The organism is Cutibacterium sp. LaCa_89, assembly GCF_058177555.1.
The window spans coordinates 1,742,313-1,762,828 of sequence record NZ_CP190889.1; the positions used below are offsets into that span (position 1 = coordinate 1,742,313).

Annotated in this window: 14 protein-coding genes and 2 tRNA genes; 5 read left to right on the forward strand and 11 right to left on the reverse strand. The window is 63.2% G+C overall.

Going from position 1 to position 20,516, the window contains the following annotated elements; genetic code table 11:
- Nucleotide 1: 1 nt before the first annotated feature.
- Complete coding sequence (locus ACP8LP_RS08030; protein WP_016665845.1) at nt 2-2,905, forward strand: FAD-binding and (Fe-S)-binding domain-containing protein; 2,904 nt, start codon at nt 2-4, stop codon at nt 2,903-2,905.
- 95 nt (nt 2,906-3,000) lie between these two features.
- Here the strand turns inward: ACP8LP_RS08030 and ACP8LP_RS08035 are convergent, their stop codons facing one another.
- From ACP8LP_RS08035 to ACP8LP_RS08080, 10 genes are all read right to left on the reverse strand, one after another.
- Nucleotides 3,001-4,326: a toxic anion resistance protein gene (locus ACP8LP_RS08035; protein ID WP_252906155.1), complete on the reverse strand. Its 1,326-nt coding sequence runs from the start codon at nt 4,324-4,326 to the stop codon at nt 3,001-3,003.
- Nucleotides 4,327-4,372: 46 nt separating this feature from the next.
- On the reverse strand, nt 4,373-5,530 hold the full coding sequence (locus ACP8LP_RS08040; protein ID WP_016665847.1) for a hypothetical protein: 1,158 nt from the start codon (nt 5,528-5,530) through the stop codon (nt 4,373-4,375).
- Nucleotides 5,530-6,165: a hypothetical protein gene (locus ACP8LP_RS08045; RefSeq protein WP_016665848.1), complete on the reverse strand. Its 636-nt coding sequence runs from the start codon at nt 6,163-6,165 to the stop codon at nt 5,530-5,532. The genes ACP8LP_RS08040 and ACP8LP_RS08045 overlap by 1 nt, the downstream gene beginning before the upstream one ends.
- On the reverse strand, nt 6,162-7,817 hold the full coding sequence (locus ACP8LP_RS08050) for a vWA domain-containing protein (protein ID WP_036975385.1): 1,656 nt from the start codon (nt 7,815-7,817) through the stop codon (nt 6,162-6,164). Before ACP8LP_RS08050 ends, ACP8LP_RS08045 begins: the two co-directional genes overlap by 4 nt.
- 81 nt (nt 7,818-7,898) lie before the next feature.
- Nucleotides 7,899-9,584, reverse strand: a complete 1,686-nt coding sequence (gene ettA / locus ACP8LP_RS08055; protein ID WP_016665850.1) for an energy-dependent translational throttle protein EttA — start codon at nt 9,582-9,584, stop codon at nt 7,899-7,901.
- A 119-nt stretch (nt 9,585-9,703) separates the two neighbouring features.
- Nucleotides 9,704-10,156, reverse strand: coding sequence for a single-stranded DNA-binding protein (locus ACP8LP_RS08060; RefSeq protein ID WP_016665851.1), 453 nt, complete (start codon nt 10,154-10,156; stop codon nt 9,704-9,706).
- 144 nt (nt 10,157-10,300) lie between these two features.
- Nucleotides 10,301-11,911: a YfjP family GTPase gene (locus tag ACP8LP_RS08065; RefSeq protein ID WP_063280078.1), complete on the reverse strand. Its 1,611-nt coding sequence runs from the start codon at nt 11,909-11,911 to the stop codon at nt 10,301-10,303.
- Entirely contained in the window at nt 11,908-13,773 is a 1,866-nt protein-coding gene (locus ACP8LP_RS08070) for a GTPase family protein (protein WP_063280077.1), read from the reverse strand. Before ACP8LP_RS08070 ends, ACP8LP_RS08065 begins: the two co-directional genes overlap by 4 nt.
- A 22-nt stretch (nt 13,774-13,795) precedes the next feature.
- Nucleotides 13,796-15,106: a PrsW family intramembrane metalloprotease gene (locus tag ACP8LP_RS08075; protein ID WP_063280076.1), complete on the reverse strand. Its 1,311-nt coding sequence runs from the start codon at nt 15,104-15,106 to the stop codon at nt 13,796-13,798.
- A 75-nt stretch (nt 15,107-15,181) separates the two neighbouring features.
- Nucleotides 15,182-15,257 (reverse strand) — tRNA-Arg (locus tag ACP8LP_RS08080).
- Between the two features lie 141 nt (nt 15,258-15,398).
- On the opposite strand from ACP8LP_RS08080, the gene ACP8LP_RS08085 reads away from it, so the two are divergent.
- The 3 genes from ACP8LP_RS08085 (at nt 15,399) to ACP8LP_RS08095 (ending at nt 17,414) form a co-directional block, all read left to right on the forward strand.
- Nucleotides 15,399-16,571 (forward strand): MFS transporter, encoded by a 1,173-nt coding sequence (locus tag ACP8LP_RS08085; protein WP_200860639.1) that lies wholly within the window; start codon nt 15,399-15,401, stop codon nt 16,569-16,571.
- Between the two features lie 73 nt (nt 16,572-16,644).
- A complete protein-coding gene (orn, locus tag ACP8LP_RS08090; RefSeq protein WP_021107717.1) occupies nt 16,645-17,253 on the forward strand; it encodes an oligoribonuclease in 609 nt (202 codons plus the stop codon).
- An 85-nt stretch (nt 17,254-17,338) separates the two neighbouring features.
- Nucleotides 17,339-17,414, forward strand: a tRNA-His gene (locus tag ACP8LP_RS08095).
- A gap of 157 nt (nt 17,415-17,571) precedes the next feature.
- On the opposite strand, the gene ACP8LP_RS08100 is transcribed toward ACP8LP_RS08095, so the two are convergent.
- On the reverse strand, nt 17,572-18,906 hold the full coding sequence (locus ACP8LP_RS08100; protein WP_462575157.1) for an amidohydrolase family protein: 1,335 nt from the start codon (nt 18,904-18,906) through the stop codon (nt 17,572-17,574).
- Between the two features lie 117 nt (nt 18,907-19,023).
- Here ACP8LP_RS08100 and ACP8LP_RS08105 point away from each other — a divergent pair, with 117 nt between their 5' ends.
- Nucleotides 19,024-20,445 carry an amino acid permease gene (locus tag ACP8LP_RS08105; RefSeq protein ID WP_036932174.1) on the forward strand — a complete coding sequence of 474 codons (1,422 nt, stop codon included), beginning with the start codon at nt 19,024-19,026 and terminating at the stop codon, nt 20,443-20,445.
- The last annotated feature ends 71 nt before the right edge of the window (nt 20,446-20,516 follow it).

Genomic DNA, 20,516 nt, shown 5'->3' on the forward strand with positions numbered 1-20,516 from the left:
CATGACGGCCACCACGGACATTCTTCAGGACTTTCACTCAACCCTGAGGGGTCTGGACGCCTCTGCCGTAGAAATCCTGGACGATTCCCGGCTGGCGCGCGCCCTGTACTCCTCCGATGCCTCGATCTACCGCGTTGTCCCTGCCGCAGTTGCCCATCCACGAAGTACTGACGAGCTCTGTGCCTTGGTCACGGCAGCCAGTCACGTCGGGCTACCCGTGACAACCCGTGGCGCCGGTACGACATGTGCTGGCAATGCCGTTGGAACCGGACTCATCATCAATACCTCGGCGCACCTCAACCGCATCCTTTCCCTCGATCCCGAATCGGCTACCGCAGTCGTCGAGCCGGGTGTGGTCCAGGACTGGCTTCAACATGCCGGAGCTCCCCATCAATTGCGGTTTGGCCCGGACCCCTCCACATCGACTCGCTGCACCATCGGCGGGATGATCGGAAACAACGCCTGCGGACCGCGGGCCTTGGGGTACGGACGTACCGGGGACAACATCGTCGACCTTGACCTCCTCACTGCTGACGGCCACGTCACGACCCTCCGCCCCGGGGACCTCACGACTCCTTTCGCGGAACGCCTGGGTGATCTGGCAGACGCGAACCTTGCGACCATCCGGACCGAATTCGCGACCTTCTCCCGCCAAGTTTCCGGGTACTCCATGGAGTGGCTGCTACCCGAGCGTGGTCGCAATTTGCCCGCCTTCATCGCGGGCACAGAAGCTACCTTGGGCATCGTCACGAAGACGACGGTCCGGCTCGTCCGCGAAGCTCCCTACGGATTGACGGCGGCACTGGGCTACCCATCAATGCCCGAGGCCGCCGATGCCGTCACGGCCTTGTTGCCCTTCTCCCCCGTCGCTTGCGAAGGATTCGGGCGACGGATCGTCGACGTGGTCTCCCGGGCAGGACGCCCGGTTCCCGATCTCCCGCGTGGCGACGGCTGGATGTTCGTGGAGCTTCGCGGCGATGACGAGGCCGAGGTGGCATCGCGAGCCAAAGACATGGTCGCTGCCAGCGGATGCCTCGATGGCTGGGTGGTCTCCGATCCAGTACAGGCCGCGGCCCTCTGGAAAATCCGTGCTGACGGAGCAGGGTTGGCCGGCGTCAGCCTCGACAAGCCCGCCTGGGCCGGGTGGGAGGATTCGGCCGTTCCCGCTGCCGACCTCGGTGCCTACCTCCGCGACTTCGAGTCCTTGTTGGAGGACCACGGTCTCCATGGCCTGCCTTACGGCCACTTCGGCGAGGGATGCCTGCACTGCCGCATCGACTTCCCCCTCGATCAGTCCGACGGACCCCAGCGCTACCGCTCCTTCGTCACCGAGGCGGCGCAACTGGTCGCACGGCATGGTGGGTCAGTCTCCGGTGAGCACGGCGACGGCCGGGCACGCTCGGCCCTGTTGGACACGATGTACTCCCCTGATGCCCTGAGCCTCTTCGGCAAGGTCAAGGCGATCCTCGACCCGGACAACGTGTTCAACCCGGGGATTCTCGTCGATCCCGCACCGCTCGAGACCAATATCCGAACCCACGAATCAGCTCTTTCCGCGATCACCATTTCCCATCCTGAATTCGCCGCCGACGTCCATCGCTGCACCGGAGTCGGAAAGTGCGTCGCCCACACTGCCCCAAGCGCGGTGATGTGCCCCTCGTACCAGGCCTCCGGGCTCGAGGTGGACTCCACCCGAGGCCGCGCCAGCGTCCTCAAGGAGATGGTCAATGGCACCCTCATCGACGGTTGGGACTCCCCCGAGGTGGAACGCGCCCTCGACCTCTGTATGGCATGCAAGGGATGTGCCCGCGACTGCCCTACCGGAATCGACATGGCCAGCTACCGCAGCACGGTCCTCAACGAGAAGTACCGCCACCGGCTTCGCCCCCGCTCCCACGTGACCATGGGCCTGCTTCCTCTCTGGGAGCGCCTTCTCAACCGCATCCCGGGAGCGCCTGCCCTGGCCAACAAGGTACTGGCGGTCTCACCCTTCGCTCACCTGGCCCGATGGACGGCCGGTGTCGATCAGCGCCGTCCGCTTCCCCGGTTCCAGCCCTCGTCCAGACTGGCCAGCAAGCAGGCGACCTCAGCCCGAACCATCGTGGCGGATCAGGAAACTCCGACCTCGCCTGCTACCAAAACCCCCTCAACCGGATCGACCTCACCGACTCGCCGCAGCGGGGACAGGGGAGACGTCGTCATTTGGGTGGATTCCTTCTCCGACATGTTGGAAGGCTCGGACCTCCCCGCCGTCGTCACGGTATTGGCCGACGCCGGCTACCGCCCGAAGGTCCTTTCCGATGACGTCTGCTGTGGGTTGACCTGGATCACCACTGGCCAGCTCAACGGCGCTCGTCGCCGGCTGCGCGCAGGACTGGCGGTGCTGGCTCCCCTGGCCGACGCCAACATCCCGGTCGTTGGGTTGGAACCGTCCTGCACGACCGTCTGGCGCGACGACGCCCTACGCCTCCTTCCGGACGATCCACGGGTTGGTCGCGTCGCCCGGAACATGCACACCGTCGCTGAGATGCTGGAGGCAGCGAACTGGGTCCCGCCCTCCCTGGCCGGCCACACTGTTGTCGCCCAGCCCCACTGCCACCATGCGTCGATCCTCGGATTTGGCCCGGACAAGCGCCTGCTCGAGGCTGCGGGGGCGAAGGTCACGGTGGTCGGCGGTTGCTGCGGTTACGCCGGAAACTTCGGCGTCGAGAACGGTCATTACGACTTCTCGGTGAAGGTTGCCCAGCACGACCTCCTCCCGGCCATCGAGGACGCCGGCCAGCAGGCCATCATCGTGGCCGACGGATTCTCCTGCCGGCGCCAGACTTCTGACCTGACGGGACGACGGGCCCTCACCTTCTCGGAACTGTTTGCCTCGCACCTGCCGTCCCACGCAACACGCTGACGGCACGACGTCGAAAGGACACAACGCGGCAGGGGCCACACGACAAGTCGGCCGGACCACCATTGGCCCGGCCTGAGCCCTACCTCACGCAGAGCTCACGCGGTGATCGCGACGACCGCAGACTTCTTCTCGGTGGGCACTTGGGCCATGACAGCCTCGGGCAGGTGTGGTGCGGGAGGAAGCTCAACCTTGTTCGCCGACTTGACGACTAGTTCGGCGACCGTCTTGTCCAGGTCGGCAGAGGTCCTGGCGATGCTCGACTGGGCGACGAGGATCGCGGCGACCACCTCCTGACGAGCCGACTCGCCGTAACGAACCGCGTCCTCCAGACCGGTGGCCTGCTGATCAAGGGACTCAGCGACGTCGAGGATCGTCTGCGGATCCAGGGTCGGGGTCTGCATCGTGCGGGAGATCTCGCCAACGGTCTGTCCAGAAGCCGCGGCATAGGCCGATAGCACCTCGTTGGCACCCTCGGCGACGGCCTTCTGCATACCTGCGGCCTGCTGGGCCTCGAGCAGCAGACCCCACTGGGCGATGGTGAGCTTCATCGTCGGGATGGTGAGGTTGACCATGAGGGCCAGACGCTGGCCGAGCCCGTAGTGCAGGGCGCGGATGTTGCGAATCTGCGGGCTGGTCGACCATGCCACGAACAGACGCTGCTGGAACTCGTTGATGCGCGTTTGCATCGCCGTCATGAATTCGGTGATCCGAGCCCTCTCCTCCTGCTTGGCACGGCCATCTGGGGCAGACGGCTCGACGACGATCGCAGCCTGCGCCTTGGCAGCCTCGTCGAGTATGGCCTCCATCACGGCGATGGCGCCGACGAGTTGGGCGATCGAGGCCTCGTTGGCCTGGTAGAGCTCGTCACACAACACGACGTTGCGACGCAGCTCGTGCTGCTTGGTGGCGAGCTGCCCGGCAATGCGGTCAAGCTGCTGATCGACCGAGCGAGCCTCCTCGAAGAGCATCTCGACGATGTCGCGGCCACGTCGGAAGATTCCCTTGACGGCGTCGGCGAACTTGTCGAACGTCTCGCGCACCTCGCGGTTGAGGCTCGGGTCATAGTTGCGGCGGAAGGCACGCATCCGGTCGTTGATCTCGTTCATGATCGAGGTCAGCTCGGGAATCTGCACCGGGCCGACCTCCTGGAAGATCCGATTCACCTGGCTATTGACGGCTGACAGCGCCTGGTCGCCGAAGGTCCCCAGCGCATCGGTGTCAGCGAGCAGGTGCGGAAACTGCTGTGCAGCCACCTTTCTCGCCGCCTCCTGCTGCTCAGGAGTGAGCATGGCCAAACATGAGAGGGTGTGACCGGGCTCAGCCCCCTGCGCGGCTTGGACGGCGAGTTCTCCCACACTGGACTCGGCCGCTCCCCTGTCAGGAGTCTCAGCTCCCGCCAAGGCATTGAAATCGATCGACATCTCGGACATGGTCAACCTTTCGGTGGTGCTGTTCTCGTGGTTGTATTCAGGAACACTTCTTGGCGTCAGTGAGGCAGGACATCAGGGCCTGAGTTACGTCCGCGTTGGTGGCGGGAATGGTCCGCACCCGTGACGCGAGAGGCAAGTCCTTGAAGGTTGACGTGGTGTTTATCCCAGCATTCGTCGTGGATCGGAAACCGTATTTCTTCCACGCGATCTTCTGAATCTCGTCGTCACGCATGGCGCTGATGAGCCTCCGGCCGTCCGTGTCCAATGCCAGGATCGGGTGATCCGAGTAGATCGTCGGGCTGGGGTACAGCACCGTGACATCCTTGAGGATCTCCTTCGAGTTCGAATTGGTGGCCGCCAGCTGGATGATCTGGTTCTCGTACCCGGCGAACAGCGGGGCCGCGTACTCACCGCCCTGGGTGAGCCACTGGCTGAAGCCATTCTCGGAACTGGCTGCCTGCAGACCCGAGGTCGCGTACAGCTGCCTCATCTGCGGCAATACCGCCTTGGCCTGGGCCAAGGTCGGCGACGAGGTGCTGTCCTTGGTGGCCAGGATCGTCAGTTCGAGCTGCATCATGGTGAATCCGGAGTTGGAGCTTCGAGCATCGGTGCTACGGATTCGCACCGGACCGGCCAGATTCCCGGCCTTGAGCTTCTGCCACGTGGTGCTCTTCGTGGCGTGGTCAAGTAGGAAGGCCTTGATGTCGAACTCGTAATGATTGTCGACCTTGGTGACGACCTTGGCGCGCTGTAACGCGGCCGTCGCCTCCGGACCGGAGTACACCACCTCAGGGGATTGCAGGACCGTCTGGGCACGGTATCCGGAGAACTGGCCGAGATGGTCGGCCTCGAAGATCCGCTGTGCCGAAGCGCTGGAGGGCCATAGACAGTTGTATCCGCCCTTCTTGATGTCATCGGTCGGCATCTGGACCTGGGAGTAGGAGCCCATCGGCACGAACTCGAGCTTGAGGTGGTACTTGTCGGCGAGCACCTTGGTGACTTCGGGGTCGGCCATGAGTTCGGTCTTCTCCGAACCACCGGCACACTTGATCTCGGTGATCTCGGACGACGACGTCGCCTTGCCACTACCGGCAGACGAAGATGAGTCCGGTCGCAGGTACAGGTACGACGCTCCCCCGACGACGCACACGAGGAGCAGGATGACGACCCCGATGATGAAACGTGGTTTGGACATCATTTCTCCTCGATGGCGAGAACGGGCATTTCAGGCGGGGCGACGGTCGCGAGATTTGCGCGGTATTCCGCCAAATCACCCTGGTTGATGAGTCGGATCGAGTCGACGGCGAAGTCAAGGAATCGCCGCGTCGCCTGCTCCCCTTCCAGCAACACCTCGTCAGGCTGCTTGTAGTAGGACGGATGCTCCTCAACGTCGCAGTAGGTGCTCACCACCCCCGACAGTGAGCGCAGGTGCCCTTCCAGCTGGCTGGCCGAGGAATACAGGGATGACGGCGACGCCCGCTTCACCCGATCCAACAGATCCGGAACAACCTTGGAGATCTGCTGCACCAGTGACTTCATGGACGCCGAGTGCAAGGAGTGACCTTGACTGCTGATCTCGTCGACAATCCGACGACATGACCTCACCTTGTCCTCGGCATCGTCGTTGTAGGAGTCGTCGCTAATTTGGGCCGGGGAGCGCCACATGACCAGGCTGACACCAACTGCGGTGGCGATGGCCAAGCCGGTCGAGATGGCCAGACGAGGGACCGTCGCGGCTCCGTCAAGAAGGATCATCATGACGATGAAGACCACGGCGATCGCAGCCAGGGCGGCCACGGAGGCGACGGTACGGGCGCGTCGTCGACTCACTTGTATCCCGCAGCTTCCCGCAATGCCGACACCATGTTCTCGTTGCTCACGTAGCTACCACCACTGGCCTTCGCGACCTCTTGAAGCTGTCCGGGCGAAGCACTCTTTCCAAAGGCGATCGTCACGACGGGGATGTGCGCCTTCCTGAGCGCATCGATGGACGGGTCTCGCGAATCGTCCTCGGACTGACCGTCGGACATGACAACGATCAGCTTCTTGCTCACCGAGAACGTCGACAGTTGTTGAACTGCACGGTCGAGGCAGGTGTACATGTTCGTTCCGCCATGAGGGTCGTAACCGTCAATCTTCTCGCGCAGATCGGTGAGTTTGCTGGGGTCATTGCCGGTGACCGTCCATGGTCCGGCGGTAAGGTTCCTGTTGAAGATCGCAACCGTGGTGACGTCCTTCTCCGCTGTTTGCAGCCTGTTGCGCTTGGCCTCGGCGGGATCAAACAATGCCCTCGCCGCATCCTTGACGCCGTCCCAGCCGCCATTGCTGTCCATCGATCCGGACCCGTCGAGGCAGTAGTAGGTGTTCACCGGCTTGCGGTACAGGGAGTGGTAATTGTCCAGAGCTTGGTCGATCACCTCGGAACTGGGGAAGGTGACTCCCTGCTCCTTGAGGGTGGTCTTGATACCCCAGTCAGGATTGAAGACCTTGGTGTCGGCGTTGCTCATGGACAGGCCGACACCATTGCCCGGACGCCGTCCGATGGCGGCCAACTTCTTCAGTGCGGCATCGTCCTCGAGCAGGTAGTTCTGCAGCTCGGTGAAGATCTTGTGATGTTCCTCGGCATTGGCCTGACCATGGTCCACGAAACCGAGTGGAGCATCCGAGATCGCCAGAGCACCGCGTGGATAGGCGACGTAGAGAGGGTCCTTCCCCTCCCTGACCAACTTCTGGTTCTCCTCAATGACGAGGTCCTCGTAGGTGAACATCGTCTGGCAGAGGTTGGGCTCCTTGACGCACTGACTGGTCATGGTGCCGGTGGAAGGAGGGGTGCGATCCATGGCATTGAAGAACTTCTTCATGCCCTCGACAACCTTGGGATCCTTGAGCTGAGTCGCTGTCAGGGCCTGACCAGGTGGGTTGCCTGCGAAGTGGTTGAGGAAGCTGAACAGGACCGTGGCACCGGAATTCGACTGGGTCGGGTTGGTTGCCCACACCTTGGCCTTGCCGGATTCGAGGCTGTCGATGATCTGGACTGCGGTGACGTCCTTCCCGACGAGGCCAAGCCTGTCCATCACCGGCTTGTACCCGGCGTAGACGACCGGTGTGAGGAACATCGGCTTGACGTCGCTGAGGACGTGCTTGGTGTTGGCGAGCTGGGAGAACACCGAGGATGCGAACCAGTAGGCATCGGCCTCGACCTGCCCAGCCTGGAGGTCACGGGCCTGATCAACCGATCCCTTGAGCTTCCACGTACAGGTGTACCCCTTGTCCTTGCACCACGGACCGACGATGGTTTCGAGCACCGTCTTCTGCTCAGACCCAGCGACGATACGGAGAACCGCCGGACCCGTTGCCTCTGCGGCCTCAGGCGCACTCGGGTCACGGGACGTCAAGGAGCCCATTGAGCATCCTGTGACGGCCAGACACACCGCGGAGACAAAAGCGATGACGACGGTGGGAACATAACGACGCCGACCCATAACAGCGTTATAGCAATGAGCCGGCGCCGTGAACGGTGCCAACAGGAAGAGTTCATTGACTCTTCACCAGTGTGTCACCGCTCAGTCACGAGTGAGTCGACGATGCTTCGAGGCATGTGGACGAGCCGCCTCCGGCCCGAGGCGCTCGATCTTGTTGACCTCGTAGTCGGCGAAGTTGCCCTCGAACCAGAACCAGCGCGGTACACCGTCCTCGTCCTCGCCCTCCCAGGCCAGGATGTGGGTGGCGATGCGGTCGAGGAACCAGCGGTCGTGGGAGACGACCACGGCACATCCCGGGAACTCCAGGAGGGCGTCCTCGAGGCTCGAGAGGGTCTCGACATCCAGGTCGTTGGTCGGCTCATCGAGCAGGAGGACGTTGCCGCCCTGCTTGAGGGTCAGGGCCAGGTTCAGGCGGTTGCGCTCACCGCCGGAAAGCACACCGGACTTCTTCTGCTGGTCCGGTCCCTTGAAGCCGAAGCTCGCCACATAGGCCCTCGAGGGTTCCTCAAAGTTGGCGACCTTGATGTAGTCCAGTCCGTCGGAGACGACCTCCCAGACGTTCTTCTCCGGGTCGATGCCAGTACGGTTCTGGTCGACGTAGGAGAAGCTGACTGTCTCGCCGACCTTGAGGTCGCCGGAATCGGCCTTCTCCAGTCCGACGATGGTCTTGAACAGGGTCGTCTTTCCAACACCGTTCGGGCCGATGACGCCGACGATGCCGGCTCGCGGCAGGGTGAAGGACAGGTCCTTGATGAGGACACGGTCGCCGAACCCCTTGGTGAGGTGGTTTGCCTCCAGCACGACGTTGCCAAGGCGCGGGCCCGGCGGGATGTTGATCTCGGCGGTGTCGATCTTGCGGTTGCGCTCGGCCTCGGCAGCCAGCTCCTCGTAACGGGCCAGACGGGCCTTGTTCTTGGCCTGGCGAGCCTTCGGCGAGGAGCGCACCCAGTCCAGCTCCTTCTCGAGGATCTTGGCGCGCTTGGCGTCCTTCTTGCCCTCGATCTGGAGACGCTTGCGCTTGGTGTCCAGATAAGTCGAGTAGTTACCCTCGTAGGGGTGCAGCTGACCGCGGTCGACCTCACAGATCCACTCGGCCACGTGGTCAAGGAAGTAACGGTCGTGGGTGACGGCCAGGACGGCACCTGGGTAAGACTTGAGGTGGCCCTCCAGCCAGTTGACGGACTCGGCGTCCAGGTGGTTGGTGGGCTCGTCGAGGAGCAGCAGGTCAGGCTGCTCGATGAGGAGCTTGCACAGGGCGACGCGACGACGCTCACCACCGGAGAGCACGTCGACCGGGGTGTCGCCGGGAGGGCACTGCAAGGCATCCATCGCCTGCTCGAGGCGGGTGTCGATGTCCCAGGCGTTGGCGTTGTCGAGCTCGGTTTGCAGCTCGCCCATCTCGGCCATGAGGGCGTCGAAGTCGGCGTCCGGGTTGGCCATCTCGGCCGAAACCTCCTCGAACCGTGCGAGCTTCGCCTTGATGTCGCCGACGGCCTCCTCGACGTTCTCGCGAACCGTCTTGTCCTCGGTGAGCGGGGGCTCCTGGAGCAGGATTCCGACTGTGGCTCCCTTGGCGAGGTTGGCGTCACCGTTGTTCGGCTTGTCGAGCCCAGCCATCAGCTTGAGCATCGTCGACTTACCAGCGCCGTTCGGTCCGACAACACCAATCTTGGCGCCCGGGAAGAACGACAGCGTGACATTGTCGAGAATAACCTTGTCACCCACCGCCTTTCGGACGTTGTGCATGGTGTAGATGAACTCGGCCATCGGCACTCCTCCAGAATCTGCGGGAACGGGGCGGCCGGCACTTCACCGACCGTTGCACAGTATGCCAGTCGTTGTAACGACCCCGTCACCAACTCATTCCCGATGGATCACCTCGGACTTCAGGAACCGACCAATTCGACGTCGTCGATCTCGTCGCCGTCAACCGCATCGTGTGATTCCTGGAAGCGCAGCACGCGATCGTCGTCCAGCGGCGCCTCGGCTCGTTTCTCGGGACGGCGGCACACCGCCGACACTCGAGACAGATCTGGTCCGACATTGCTCGCGACCACGATGAGTTGCGCGTGGGAGCCCTCGTCGTCGATCCAGTTACGGGTACGTAGTCGTCCGGTCACCATGACCGGATCCCCCTTGTGCAAGGAGGCGGCGCAGTTGTCCGCGAGACGCCCGTAGACGTGCACCGACAGCCACGTCGTCGTCCCGTCAACCCACTCCCCCTGCCTCATGACGCGAGGAGTGTGAGCAACCCGGAATCGGGCTCCCCGCCAACCCTCGCCAGTCTTCATCTCGACGTCAGTACCGAGATTTCCGGTGAATGACACGTTTGCGTCCATCTGTGAGCTCCTTTCCGCTCACACACAGTTATCGTCGTGGACCCGCGAAACCCGTCAGACAATTTCAGATCTGTGGACAACTCCGATATCGCTTGCCGAGGGCCCTGTGGACAACGCGGGCCCGCCACTGGCCCCGAACCCGGATCAGGACGCCTTGGACAAGATCTTGACAACCTCGTCGTGGTGATCGAGCTCCACATTGACCGGATCGACGACCGATTGCCATGCCACCTCGGTGAGGTTGGCCCGCAATTCAGACCTGGCATGATGCGCAGCTGCCCGCGCCCCCACCTGCACACCGACCTGGCACAGCAGTGACACCACGATCCCCGCGACGGCGCCCCCCACCACGATGAGGGGCGGCACCGGGACGTTGCGCCATCTCACCGGTGGAACCCGGAATTGGAAGTAGGCCGTCAAAGCATCCACCAGCCACCAGGCCGCCCCGACAACGACGATGACGATGAGAATCCACTGCACCACCGTCACCAACTTCCACCAGCCGGTCCCGCGATGCACCCCCAAATCCGTGGCGGCGACAGCTCGATCGATGTCGTCGGGTAGGTCCTTGCGGTTCGACAATGAGGCAGCCCGCACCGAGTCGGCCCACGGACGAGGTAGTCCATTGGACGCCTCCGACGCCAGAGAGCGCACTGCCGTGTCCACCTTGGCTCCTGCGACGCCGACGCGTGCCGTCATGGCGCTTCGCTGTACATCGGTGGGTTCCGTCCCGCGCGACAGCCCTTTCTTCCTCCTCGGCACCAGGTCCAGGTGCAGCCGATGCAACGGATCCTGACGAATCTTCGACACCCAGGACGTGACCGGCCAGCCAGTGGCGTAGTGCCCTCTCTTTCGGTAGGCCTCCCGGGTTGCCTCAACGACGGGGTCAACACCTCCGGCAGTGCACAATGCCTCGATCAATTGGTCGACGGAGTCCTGGCTCACCTGGCCTGCCTCGTCACCGGTTGCCCCCGACAATTGCTGAGAGACGCTGTCGAGGTCAGCATGGAGACGAGCTGCCTGAACCTTCTTGGCACGCACGGCACGAGCCAATGCGACGCGCATGTCTTCCACGCCCTCACCGGTGGTGGCCGAGATCGCCATGATCTTGGCCTTGTCCAGGCCTTCAGAGTCCAGCAGCCGACGCAGATCGCGCAGGCAGTTCTTGCGCTGCTCCTTGTCGAGCCGGTCAACCTGGTTGAGAATGACCGTCATGACCTCGGAATGGGTCGCTAACGGCGCCAGATAACGAGTGTGCAGAGCGGCGTCGGCATATTTCTGGGGATCGACGATCCACACGATCATGTCGACCATCTCGACCAGCCGGTCCACCTCCAGGCGATGCTCGATTCGCACCGAATCGTGGTCGGGCAGGTCAAGCAGCACCAGACCGTCGAGGGCATCGTCGCTGCCCATGTGGTGTCGCCGAGGGACATCGAGCCAGTCCAGCAAGGACTCGGCCGACTCGCTTCCCCACACTGCTGACGTGGCTTTCGAGGTCGTCGGACGACGCACGCCGGGATCCGCCAGTTCCGCACCTGCCAGTGCGTTGAAGGTGGATGACTTCCCCGAGCCTGTGGCGCCGGCAAGGGCAATGACGGTGTGGTCCCCACCGATTCGGCAGCGTTGGTCAGCACGATCCAGAACCGTACGGGCATGGTCTGCCACATCGTCGGGGACACGTCCAGCAGACAGCTCCACCGCCTTGCTCAGCATCTCGATGCGCTCGGCAAGGTCGACGCGTTGTCTCCTCATCGTTCCTCCTGACGAGGCTCAGGTTCCAGGACAGCCGACGGTTCGACGATCTCGGCGTCGAGGACGGGCATGCCAGCTCTCATCTGCCCGAGTTCAGGAGCCCCGGACGCCTCCACCTCCCGGATCTTCGGACGGGTTCGAATCGTCACCTCGCCATCGCGAGATTCCGGCGCCTCCTGGGCCTGCCGCACCTCCTCGATCGAGGTGCGGATCCGAGCAGGCAGCTCCTCATCAACCCCCAATGATCCGAGCACGTCTTGATAGCGCGAAACCTCATTGGCGAGCAGCCCCTCGACACTGGCGTCAAGCTGTTCCTTGGCGACTTTCGCCAGACGCCGCACCGCGTCGTCGCCAAAGAGGGCCTCGAGAAGCCGCTGCGCGACGATGGCCGAGCCGCCGGCAATTCCGGCCTCCGCCCCGGAGAGTCCGCCAGTGTGGGCGAAGACGACGAGCATCAGTGCGACGGAAACCCCGTTGACGCCGAAGGCCATGAATCGGGCCTTGGATCGTTTGTCCATGCCCTCCCCAGCAACCAATTCCATGACGTCGCCCTGCCAGTCCCTCACCATGCGAGAGACGGATTCCTCAAAACTCTGCGACGGGCGGGCCAGATCCTCGTCCGCCCGTTCCAGGACACTGCGGCCGGCCGGGTCAGCTTGCCACACGGCCTCGATTCGCTCACACCCAGCTTGGGTTTCCGCGATGATGAGGTTTTCCAGGCCAGATTCCACCGCGACACTGACCTTCTCGACCTCCGGCGGTGCTCCCTTGAATGCCCGGACGACGCGGTCTCTGAGCCACGAGACCTTCGCCTCCATGGCCCGCATGAATTCACCAGTTCCCACGAATTCGTGCCACCGTGCCAGCACCTCGCCTCGTAGCAGGGTACCGTCGGCCGACTGCGCAGCAATCGATTGCGACTCCTCGGCCATGATCGACTGAGCATCCTCAGCCAGCCTGGATGTGGCATCCGCCTGGGCTTCCAGGCCAGCGGCGATGTAGGACGACCGTTCGCACACCGAGCCGATGGCCCCGGACAAGGTGGACGCGATGACCTCACGCCGCTTCTGCTGATCCTGGGCCAGGCTCGACAGGAAGAACCGTAGCGGTGAAACGGCCTGGTCAGGAAGGAGGCCATCGGCATTGGTCTTGGTCTCCGGCACGGCGAAGAGCGGGGAATCGGCCAGCCCACGCTCTGTCATAAGCCGACCGAGATCCGGGGGAACCTCCCTCATGGCCTCCGGCGGAACGCGGTCGCACACCACCGCCACCGAGGCATGTCGCTCCTGGGCCTCGTTGAGGAAGTCCCAGGGCACGGCGTCCGCGTAGCGAGCAGCCGAGGTGACGAAGACCCACAGATCTGCGGCCTGCAACAGCTGGGCAGCCAGGTCGCGATTTCGCGCTACCACGGAATCGATGTCGGGGGCGTCCAAAATGGCCAACCCTTTCGGGATCCCAGGCTCAGCGACCAGTTGGAGGCTCGAGGCGTCATTGCTGGCAACTCGGGAGCGCACCAGCGTGGGCAGCACCCGGTCACCGTCGAACCACGCTGCGTCGTCAGGGTGGTGGACGAGAACCGGAGAGGTCGTGGTGGGACGAATGACGCCGGGCCGTGTCACCACTCGTCCGACCAGCGAATTGACCAGGGTGGACTTTCCGGCACCTGTCGACCCACCGACCACGGCGAGCAGCGGTGCGTCGACGGTCTCCAGCCGAGGAAGGACGTAGTCGTTGAGCTGGTTGGAAATTCGACGAGCCAAACCTGCCTGGGTGATGGCCTCGGGCAGATCAAGGGGAAACTCAGCCTGACGCAGGTCGTGCCGCAGATCCGTAAGCGACAGCAGCATCTGCTCGGTGTTCATGGTGATCCTTCCTGGTCACTCGTCAGGCCTGTGGCGGTGCCCACTGCAACTCGTTGTTGACCGGCTGGTTCCGACGTCGTCTGAGGAATGCGGGCAGTCTCGGTTTGGACAGTTTCGCGCCTCGGGCCACGGTGACAGACATGGGACGCAGCGAGTTCATGTGATTGATGAGTTGGATCTGACGCGTTCCCGGGTCATCGTCGAGTCCTCGCACAACGGCGTCACGCAGATAGGCCAGATCAGTGCCGGTACGCAGGAACTCCAGCGTGTGCCACCACCGACGCGGGCCCTGGCTGAGAGCGACCAGAGCCGCCCACTGACGACGCCGCAGCGCCGAGAGGGTGTCGGCATCGTGTTCCGGCAACCATCCGGCCTTGACGTAGTCCTCGAGACGGTTCCGAATCGTCCTGCCCTCGCGCACCATGCGGATGATCACGAAAACCACGACGGACGCGACGATGGCAAGGGCGACATACCAGAGGTTCTTCAGAGTGCCGATCGGCAGTACCGAGGAGAAGCCGTTGAAGAGCATGTGCCCCAGCACAGCGATGACGAAGCCGGTGGTCGGGGCCAGGACCCGCACGAGGCGGCTACGCGATCTCAGCCCGAGAGCCAGACCGATACCCGTCATGCTGGTGAACAGGGGATGGCCGAAGGAGGTGTACACGCCGCGCAGCATGACCATCTCCATGACAGCCTGTTTCGGGTCTCCGGCCGCGGCGGTCACGCGAGCATAGTTGTCAGCGCGGGCGTAATACATGATGTTCTCGACGAAGGCGAAGCCGATCGCCGAGAGCCCGGCCACGCTGACCGTCTGAACGACCGAGGTCATCCGTCGCCCGGTGACCACGGCCAGCCCGAAAAGCACCATGGCCTTGCAAGACTCCTCGACGAAGGGAGCCGAGTACACCGCAGGACCTGCACCTGAAGCCGGATCGACCCCGCCTGTCACCGAGAGCATCCCCGCCATCCAGGTGTTGACGTGCAGGCTGATCCAGGTCGCTATGCACGCTCCCCAGCAGAAGCAGAGGAACCACACGTGAAGATGCCGGGTCCTGAAACGGTCGATGAGGATGAAGATCGCCGACCAGACCGCTGCCGTCGGCCATGCGTAGTGGAAGGCAAGTTTGAACGACTGATTGGTGATGCCGGGAACGACACCCTTCTGGCCGTCGCGCTCCACCTCGGTGTCCGCATGCATGCTCACGTAGGTGTGAACCACACAAGCAGCTGACACCAACACCAGGACGAGCAGCACCCAGAACCACGGATTACGCAACAGACGCTGCCACCAGGGACGACGCACAACGGGCGCGGGGGCAACGTAGGACATAGTTGAAAGACTACCGGGCACCTGGGACAGTTTCCGCTGCGTCAATTCCTCGCCCCGCGGAACGCGGAAGGATGATGGCGGCCCGGGTGGGAATCGAACCCACGCGCGACAGATTAGAAGGCTGCTGCTCTATCCGCTGAGCTACCGGGCCATGGTTGACATCCTAACGGGATCCGGCCACCATCACCCAGCCCGCCCCAATCAGGTGGCGAGCAAGGCTGCACACATTTGTTCGCCGTCCTAACCTTTCTCCGTGATTGATTCGACGCGCACCGAGTCCCCGACCCCACCGGTGAAATGGTCGTCAATCATCGTCTCCGCCTACCTGCCGACATTGATGTCGTCCCTGGGATACGGCGCGGTAATCCCGCTCATTCCGCTCACCGCGGTTCACAACGGTGCATCCGCTGCCCTCGCTGCCGCGATCGCCGCTCTCGTCGGCATCGGCCAGATCATCGGTGACGTACCTGCAGGGTGGCTGGTCACGAAGATCGGCGAGAAGTGGTCCTTGGTCATCGCCATGCTCATCGACGCGATGGCCCTGGGGTCCATGGGGCTGGCCCATCACCTTGGACTGCTCGCCATCGCGGTACTCGTCAATGGCATGGCCGGTGCCGTCTACGGCATCGCTCGACAGAACTACCTGACGGTCGCCATCCCCTATCGCTACCGCGCCCGTGCCCTGTCCACCCTGGGAGGGGTATTCCGGGTAGGTTGGTTCGTCGGCCCCATGGCGGGGTCATGGATCCTCCGGGAATCCTCGATGGCATGGGCATATGGATTTGCATCCATCGCCAGTGTGCTCGCAGCCGCCGTGACCACCGTCATGCCCGACCTGCCACCGGTCGACACCCCGGAACTCGCCGAGGAAGGAGCTCCCGACAAGGTCTCGACCTGGACCATCGCCAAACAGAACGCGAGAGTCCTCTCGACGACTGGTCTGGGAGTGACGGCCCTCATGCTCGTTCGGTCGGCCCGCCGCTCTCTGCTGCCGCTGTGGTGCCATGCGAGCGGACTCACCCCGGCCACCACGGATCTCATCTACGCCTGGTCGATGGCTGCCGACGTCCTGCTCTTCCTGCCCGGCGGTGCCCTCATGGACAAGTTCGGACGCTGGTGGGTGGCAGTGCCGTCGATCTTCATCCAGGCCGTCGCACTGTTGACCCTGCCGCTGGCCCACACTGCGACGACGATTGGCATCGTCGCCCTCATCATCGGCATCGGAAATGGCGCCAGCTCCGGCATCGTCATGACCCTGGGGTCCGACGCGTCTCCCGCCATCGGACGGCCTCAGTTCCTGGCTGCATGGCGACTGCTCTCGGACACCGGCTCGGCGATGGGGCCGATCGTCGTCACCCTCGTCACCCTGGTCTGGCCGCTGTCGGCAGCCAGCATCGTGATAGCGATTATCGGTCTGGTCGGCAGCTACTGGATGGGCCGCTGGGTGCCGCGCGGCAAACGGTAAGGACCTCTTCCTCATCAACCGCTCAAAAGTGGCATGTCGTCACCACCAACTAGTCTGTTGTGACGTGAAAGACATGTTGGTGTGGATCGATTGCGAGATGACCGGGCTCGACCTGGCCCACGACGGACTCATCGAGGTGGCCGCCCTGGTCACCGATGGGCAGCTCAACGTCCAGGGCGAGGGTGTGGACGTCATCATCAAGCCTGAGCCCGAATGGCTCGAGCACATGAATGACTTCGTGCGCGGCATGCACACCAAGTCCGGACTCCTCGAGGAGCTCGACAAGGGACTGACGATGGCCGAGGCCCAGGATCAGGTGCTTGACTACATCCGTACCCACATCCCGCAAGCCGGCAAGGCCCCCTTGGCCGGAAACACCATCGGCACCGACCGCTCCTTCCTGGCCAAGGACATGCCGGAGTTGGAGTCCTACGTGCACTACCGCAATGTCGACGTCTCCTCCATCAAGGAACTGGCACGACGCTGGTACCCGCGCGCCTTCGGCCACACCCCGGAGAAGCAGGGCAACCACCGTGCCCTCGCTGACATCCAGGAGTCGATCGAGGAGCTGATGTACTGGCGCGAAGCCCTCATGGTTCCCTCCCCCGGCCCGGACGCAAACCGGTGCGACGAGATCGCTGCGAAGTACCAAGGCTTCCTCACTGGAGCCGGCAGGGACTGACGCCGACGACCGGGAGGGGAAGGCCGGGTTGCATTCACACTCCGAAAACCGGTACTCTTCTCGGGTTGTCTGATGAAGGCACATGGTGGCTATAGCTCAGTCGGTAGAGCACCTGGTTGTGGTCCAGGGGGTCGCGGGTTCAAGTCCCGTTAGCCACCCCAGTTCTTGCCAAAAGGGAAGCCGACTCCCCTTGGACGCCAGCGAAGGCGCGCTGCCAGGCCCCGCAGGAGCCAGCAGCCGCACCGCGTGCTCAACTGGCCCCCGCATGACGACCTGCCTGGCCGCGTCACCCATCTATTCGCCTCGCCGCCGACGTCGTCACCGGCGCAAGGTGTCGAGCAGCTCGTCGATCTCGCCGAACCTCTCCACCGTCGGGGTGTCAATGACATCGCCCCTAACGACAACCGTCTCAACTCCCTCAAGTGCCTTGAGATCGTCAAGAGGATTGGCTCCCAGCACCAACAGATCAGCCGACAGCCCTGGCTCCACCGCACCCGTCACGGATTCCAGATCAAGCATCTTGGCATTGACCCGGGTCACGGCCTCCAGAGCCCGTGCCGGGGACAACCCAGCCCGCGACACCACAAGGTCGAGCTCACGCCACATGGCGTAGTGGGGAGCAAAGGTCATCGAGGAATCCAAACCGGATCCGAGCACCACATCGTTCGTGATCGCATCGCGAATCCCCTGAACCATCGAGTCCAGGACGATGCGAGCATTCTCCTTGACGACTTCGCTGGCCCCGGTGATCTCCGTGTCGATCTCGACCAGAGGAGCGGCAGCCAACAGGGTGGCGTCGAAAGCCGACCAACCTCGCAGCGACCTGGGATTGTCGTGAAACAGTTCGACGATCTCGTCGGTCATGGCCGAGCCGTGCTCAATGGTGTCGACTCCAGCCTTGAGGGACCTCAGCACCCCTTCAGGGCTCTGGGCATGCGCAGCGACAAGCACGCCAGCTGAGTGAGCCTCCTCGCAGATCGCCGTCATTTCCTCGACCGTCATCTGCGGACGCCCGGCCTCCCCGACAACCTTCGCATCGGTGACCCCGCCGGTCGCGGCAATCTTGATGGACGTAACCCCCAGACGCAGGTTCTGACGCACCGCCTTGCGTCCCTCCCAGGGAGCATCGACGATCCGGGCGACGCCCAGCTCCGCGCCATGGCCTCCCGTAATGGCCAACAGTGGGCCTGACGCCATGATGCGAGGGCCGAGCCACTGTCCGGACTCGCTCTCCCGGCCCAAAACAACGGCCTCGTTGTCATACTCACCGAGGCCACGGAGGGTGGTCACACCCGAGTTGAGCTCGACGTCCGCAAATCCCCGCGCACGTTCGCGCAGCATGGGACTCCCCAACGGAGTTCTCCAGAACCCCACGATCCCCCGCGCGAGCGCCGGGTTCGTCAACGCTTTGGGCAGAGGACGTCCGTCAGCCACGAGGTGAGCATGGGCATTGATGAGCCCCGGCATGACCCATTTGCCCGCGCAGTCAATACGACGCTGAGCCGTCCTTGCTCGATCAGCGAGCTGCTGGGCGGGTCCGACGGCCTCGATCGAACCGTCTTCGCCAACGAGCACGGTGTGATCGGCCAGCACGGTTCCATCTCGGTCGCATGTCAGGACGCTGGCACCGGTCAGAGCTACGGTCGTGGTCATCGTCATCATCTCCTCGCAGAACGACGCTCACTCCAACATTCCCCGGAATGCCGAAGATCGGACAGTAGTTGCACAATGTGAGATGACACGCTGTACCTGGCCCCTTCTCGCGTAACAATCCTCCCCATGAACCGCGAGAACAACGATGTGGCTGGAGACATGCAGCACCTGCGCCGCAGCCTGAGCAACCGCCACATTCAGCTGATCGCCATCGGTGGCGCCATCGGAACCGGCCTGTTCATGGGGTCCGGAAAGTCCATCAACACCTCGGGCCCGAGCATCGTGGTTGCCTATCTCGTGATCGGCACGATGCTCTTCTTCGTCATGAGGGCCATGGGCGAGCTGTTGCTGCACAACCTGCAGTGGAAGTCCTTCCAGGATTTCGCGGCTGATCTCCTGGGCCCTTGGGCGGGATTCTTCCTCGGCTGGTCGTACTGGTTGTGTTGGGTCGTCACCGGTATGGCTGACGTGATCGCCATCACCTCATATTGGGGTTACTGGACCCACGACCGAATGTGGGCCTTCATCCTCACCGCGGCCACCTTGCTTCTCCTGCTGGTCCTCAACCTGCTCACGGTGAAGCTCTTTGGTGAGCTTGAGTTCTGGTTTGCGCTCATCAAGATTGTCGCGATCGGCATCCTCATCGTCGTGGCTGTGGTGCTCATCATCATGGGGTTCACCTCGCCGGGCGGATACAAGGCCTCAGTGTCGAACCTGTGGACCCATGGCGGATTCGCGCCGAAGGGCTGGAGCGGATTCTTCGGCGGCTTCCAGATTGCTGTTTTCGCCTACGTGGGCATCGAGTTGGTCGGTACTACCTCCGCGGAAACCCGTGATCCCCGCAAGACCATGCCCAAGGCCATCAATGCCGTCCCCGTGCGCGTCCTGGTGTTCTATGTGGTTGCCCTGCTCGCCATGATGTGTGTCATCCCGTGGAATCTCATCGAGAAGGACTCCTCGCCGTTCGTCCAGATGTTCGGACTCGTCGGTTTCACCGCGGCTGCCGGCATCATGAACTTCGTCGTTCTCACGTCTGCCGCATCCAGCGCCAACTCCGGGGTCTATTCGACCTCTCGGATGCTCTACGGACTGGCCCACAAGGGCATGGCGACGAGGGTCTTCGGCAAACTCACCCGCAATGGCGTCCCCGGTTGGGGCCTGGTGTGCACCGTCATCCTCATTGGTTCGGCCCTCATTCTTGCCGCGAAAGACACCGTGATGGGGGCCTTCACCCTGGTGACGACGGTCTCCGCCGTGCTGTTCATCTTCGTGTGGAGCATGATCCTCGTCAGCTACAACGTGCACGTGCGTCGTAACCCGCAGGCCCATGACGAGTCGATCTACCCGATGCCTGGGGCCCATTTCATGCCGTGGGTTGTCCTGGCCTTCTTCGTCTTTGTCGTCGTCCTTCTGGCTGGGGCTGACGACACCCGCCAGGCTCTCCTTGCCACCCCCGTGTGGTTCATCGTGCTCGGCATCGCCTGGGTGATCGTGCGTCGTCGCTCCCACAGTGACGACTTGAAAGACGTCACCGGCTGAGGGCCGCTATGTCCTCGGCCGAGCTGTGGTCGCTACAGTGAGAGTGGTTGCCGAGCGATCATTAAAGGGGT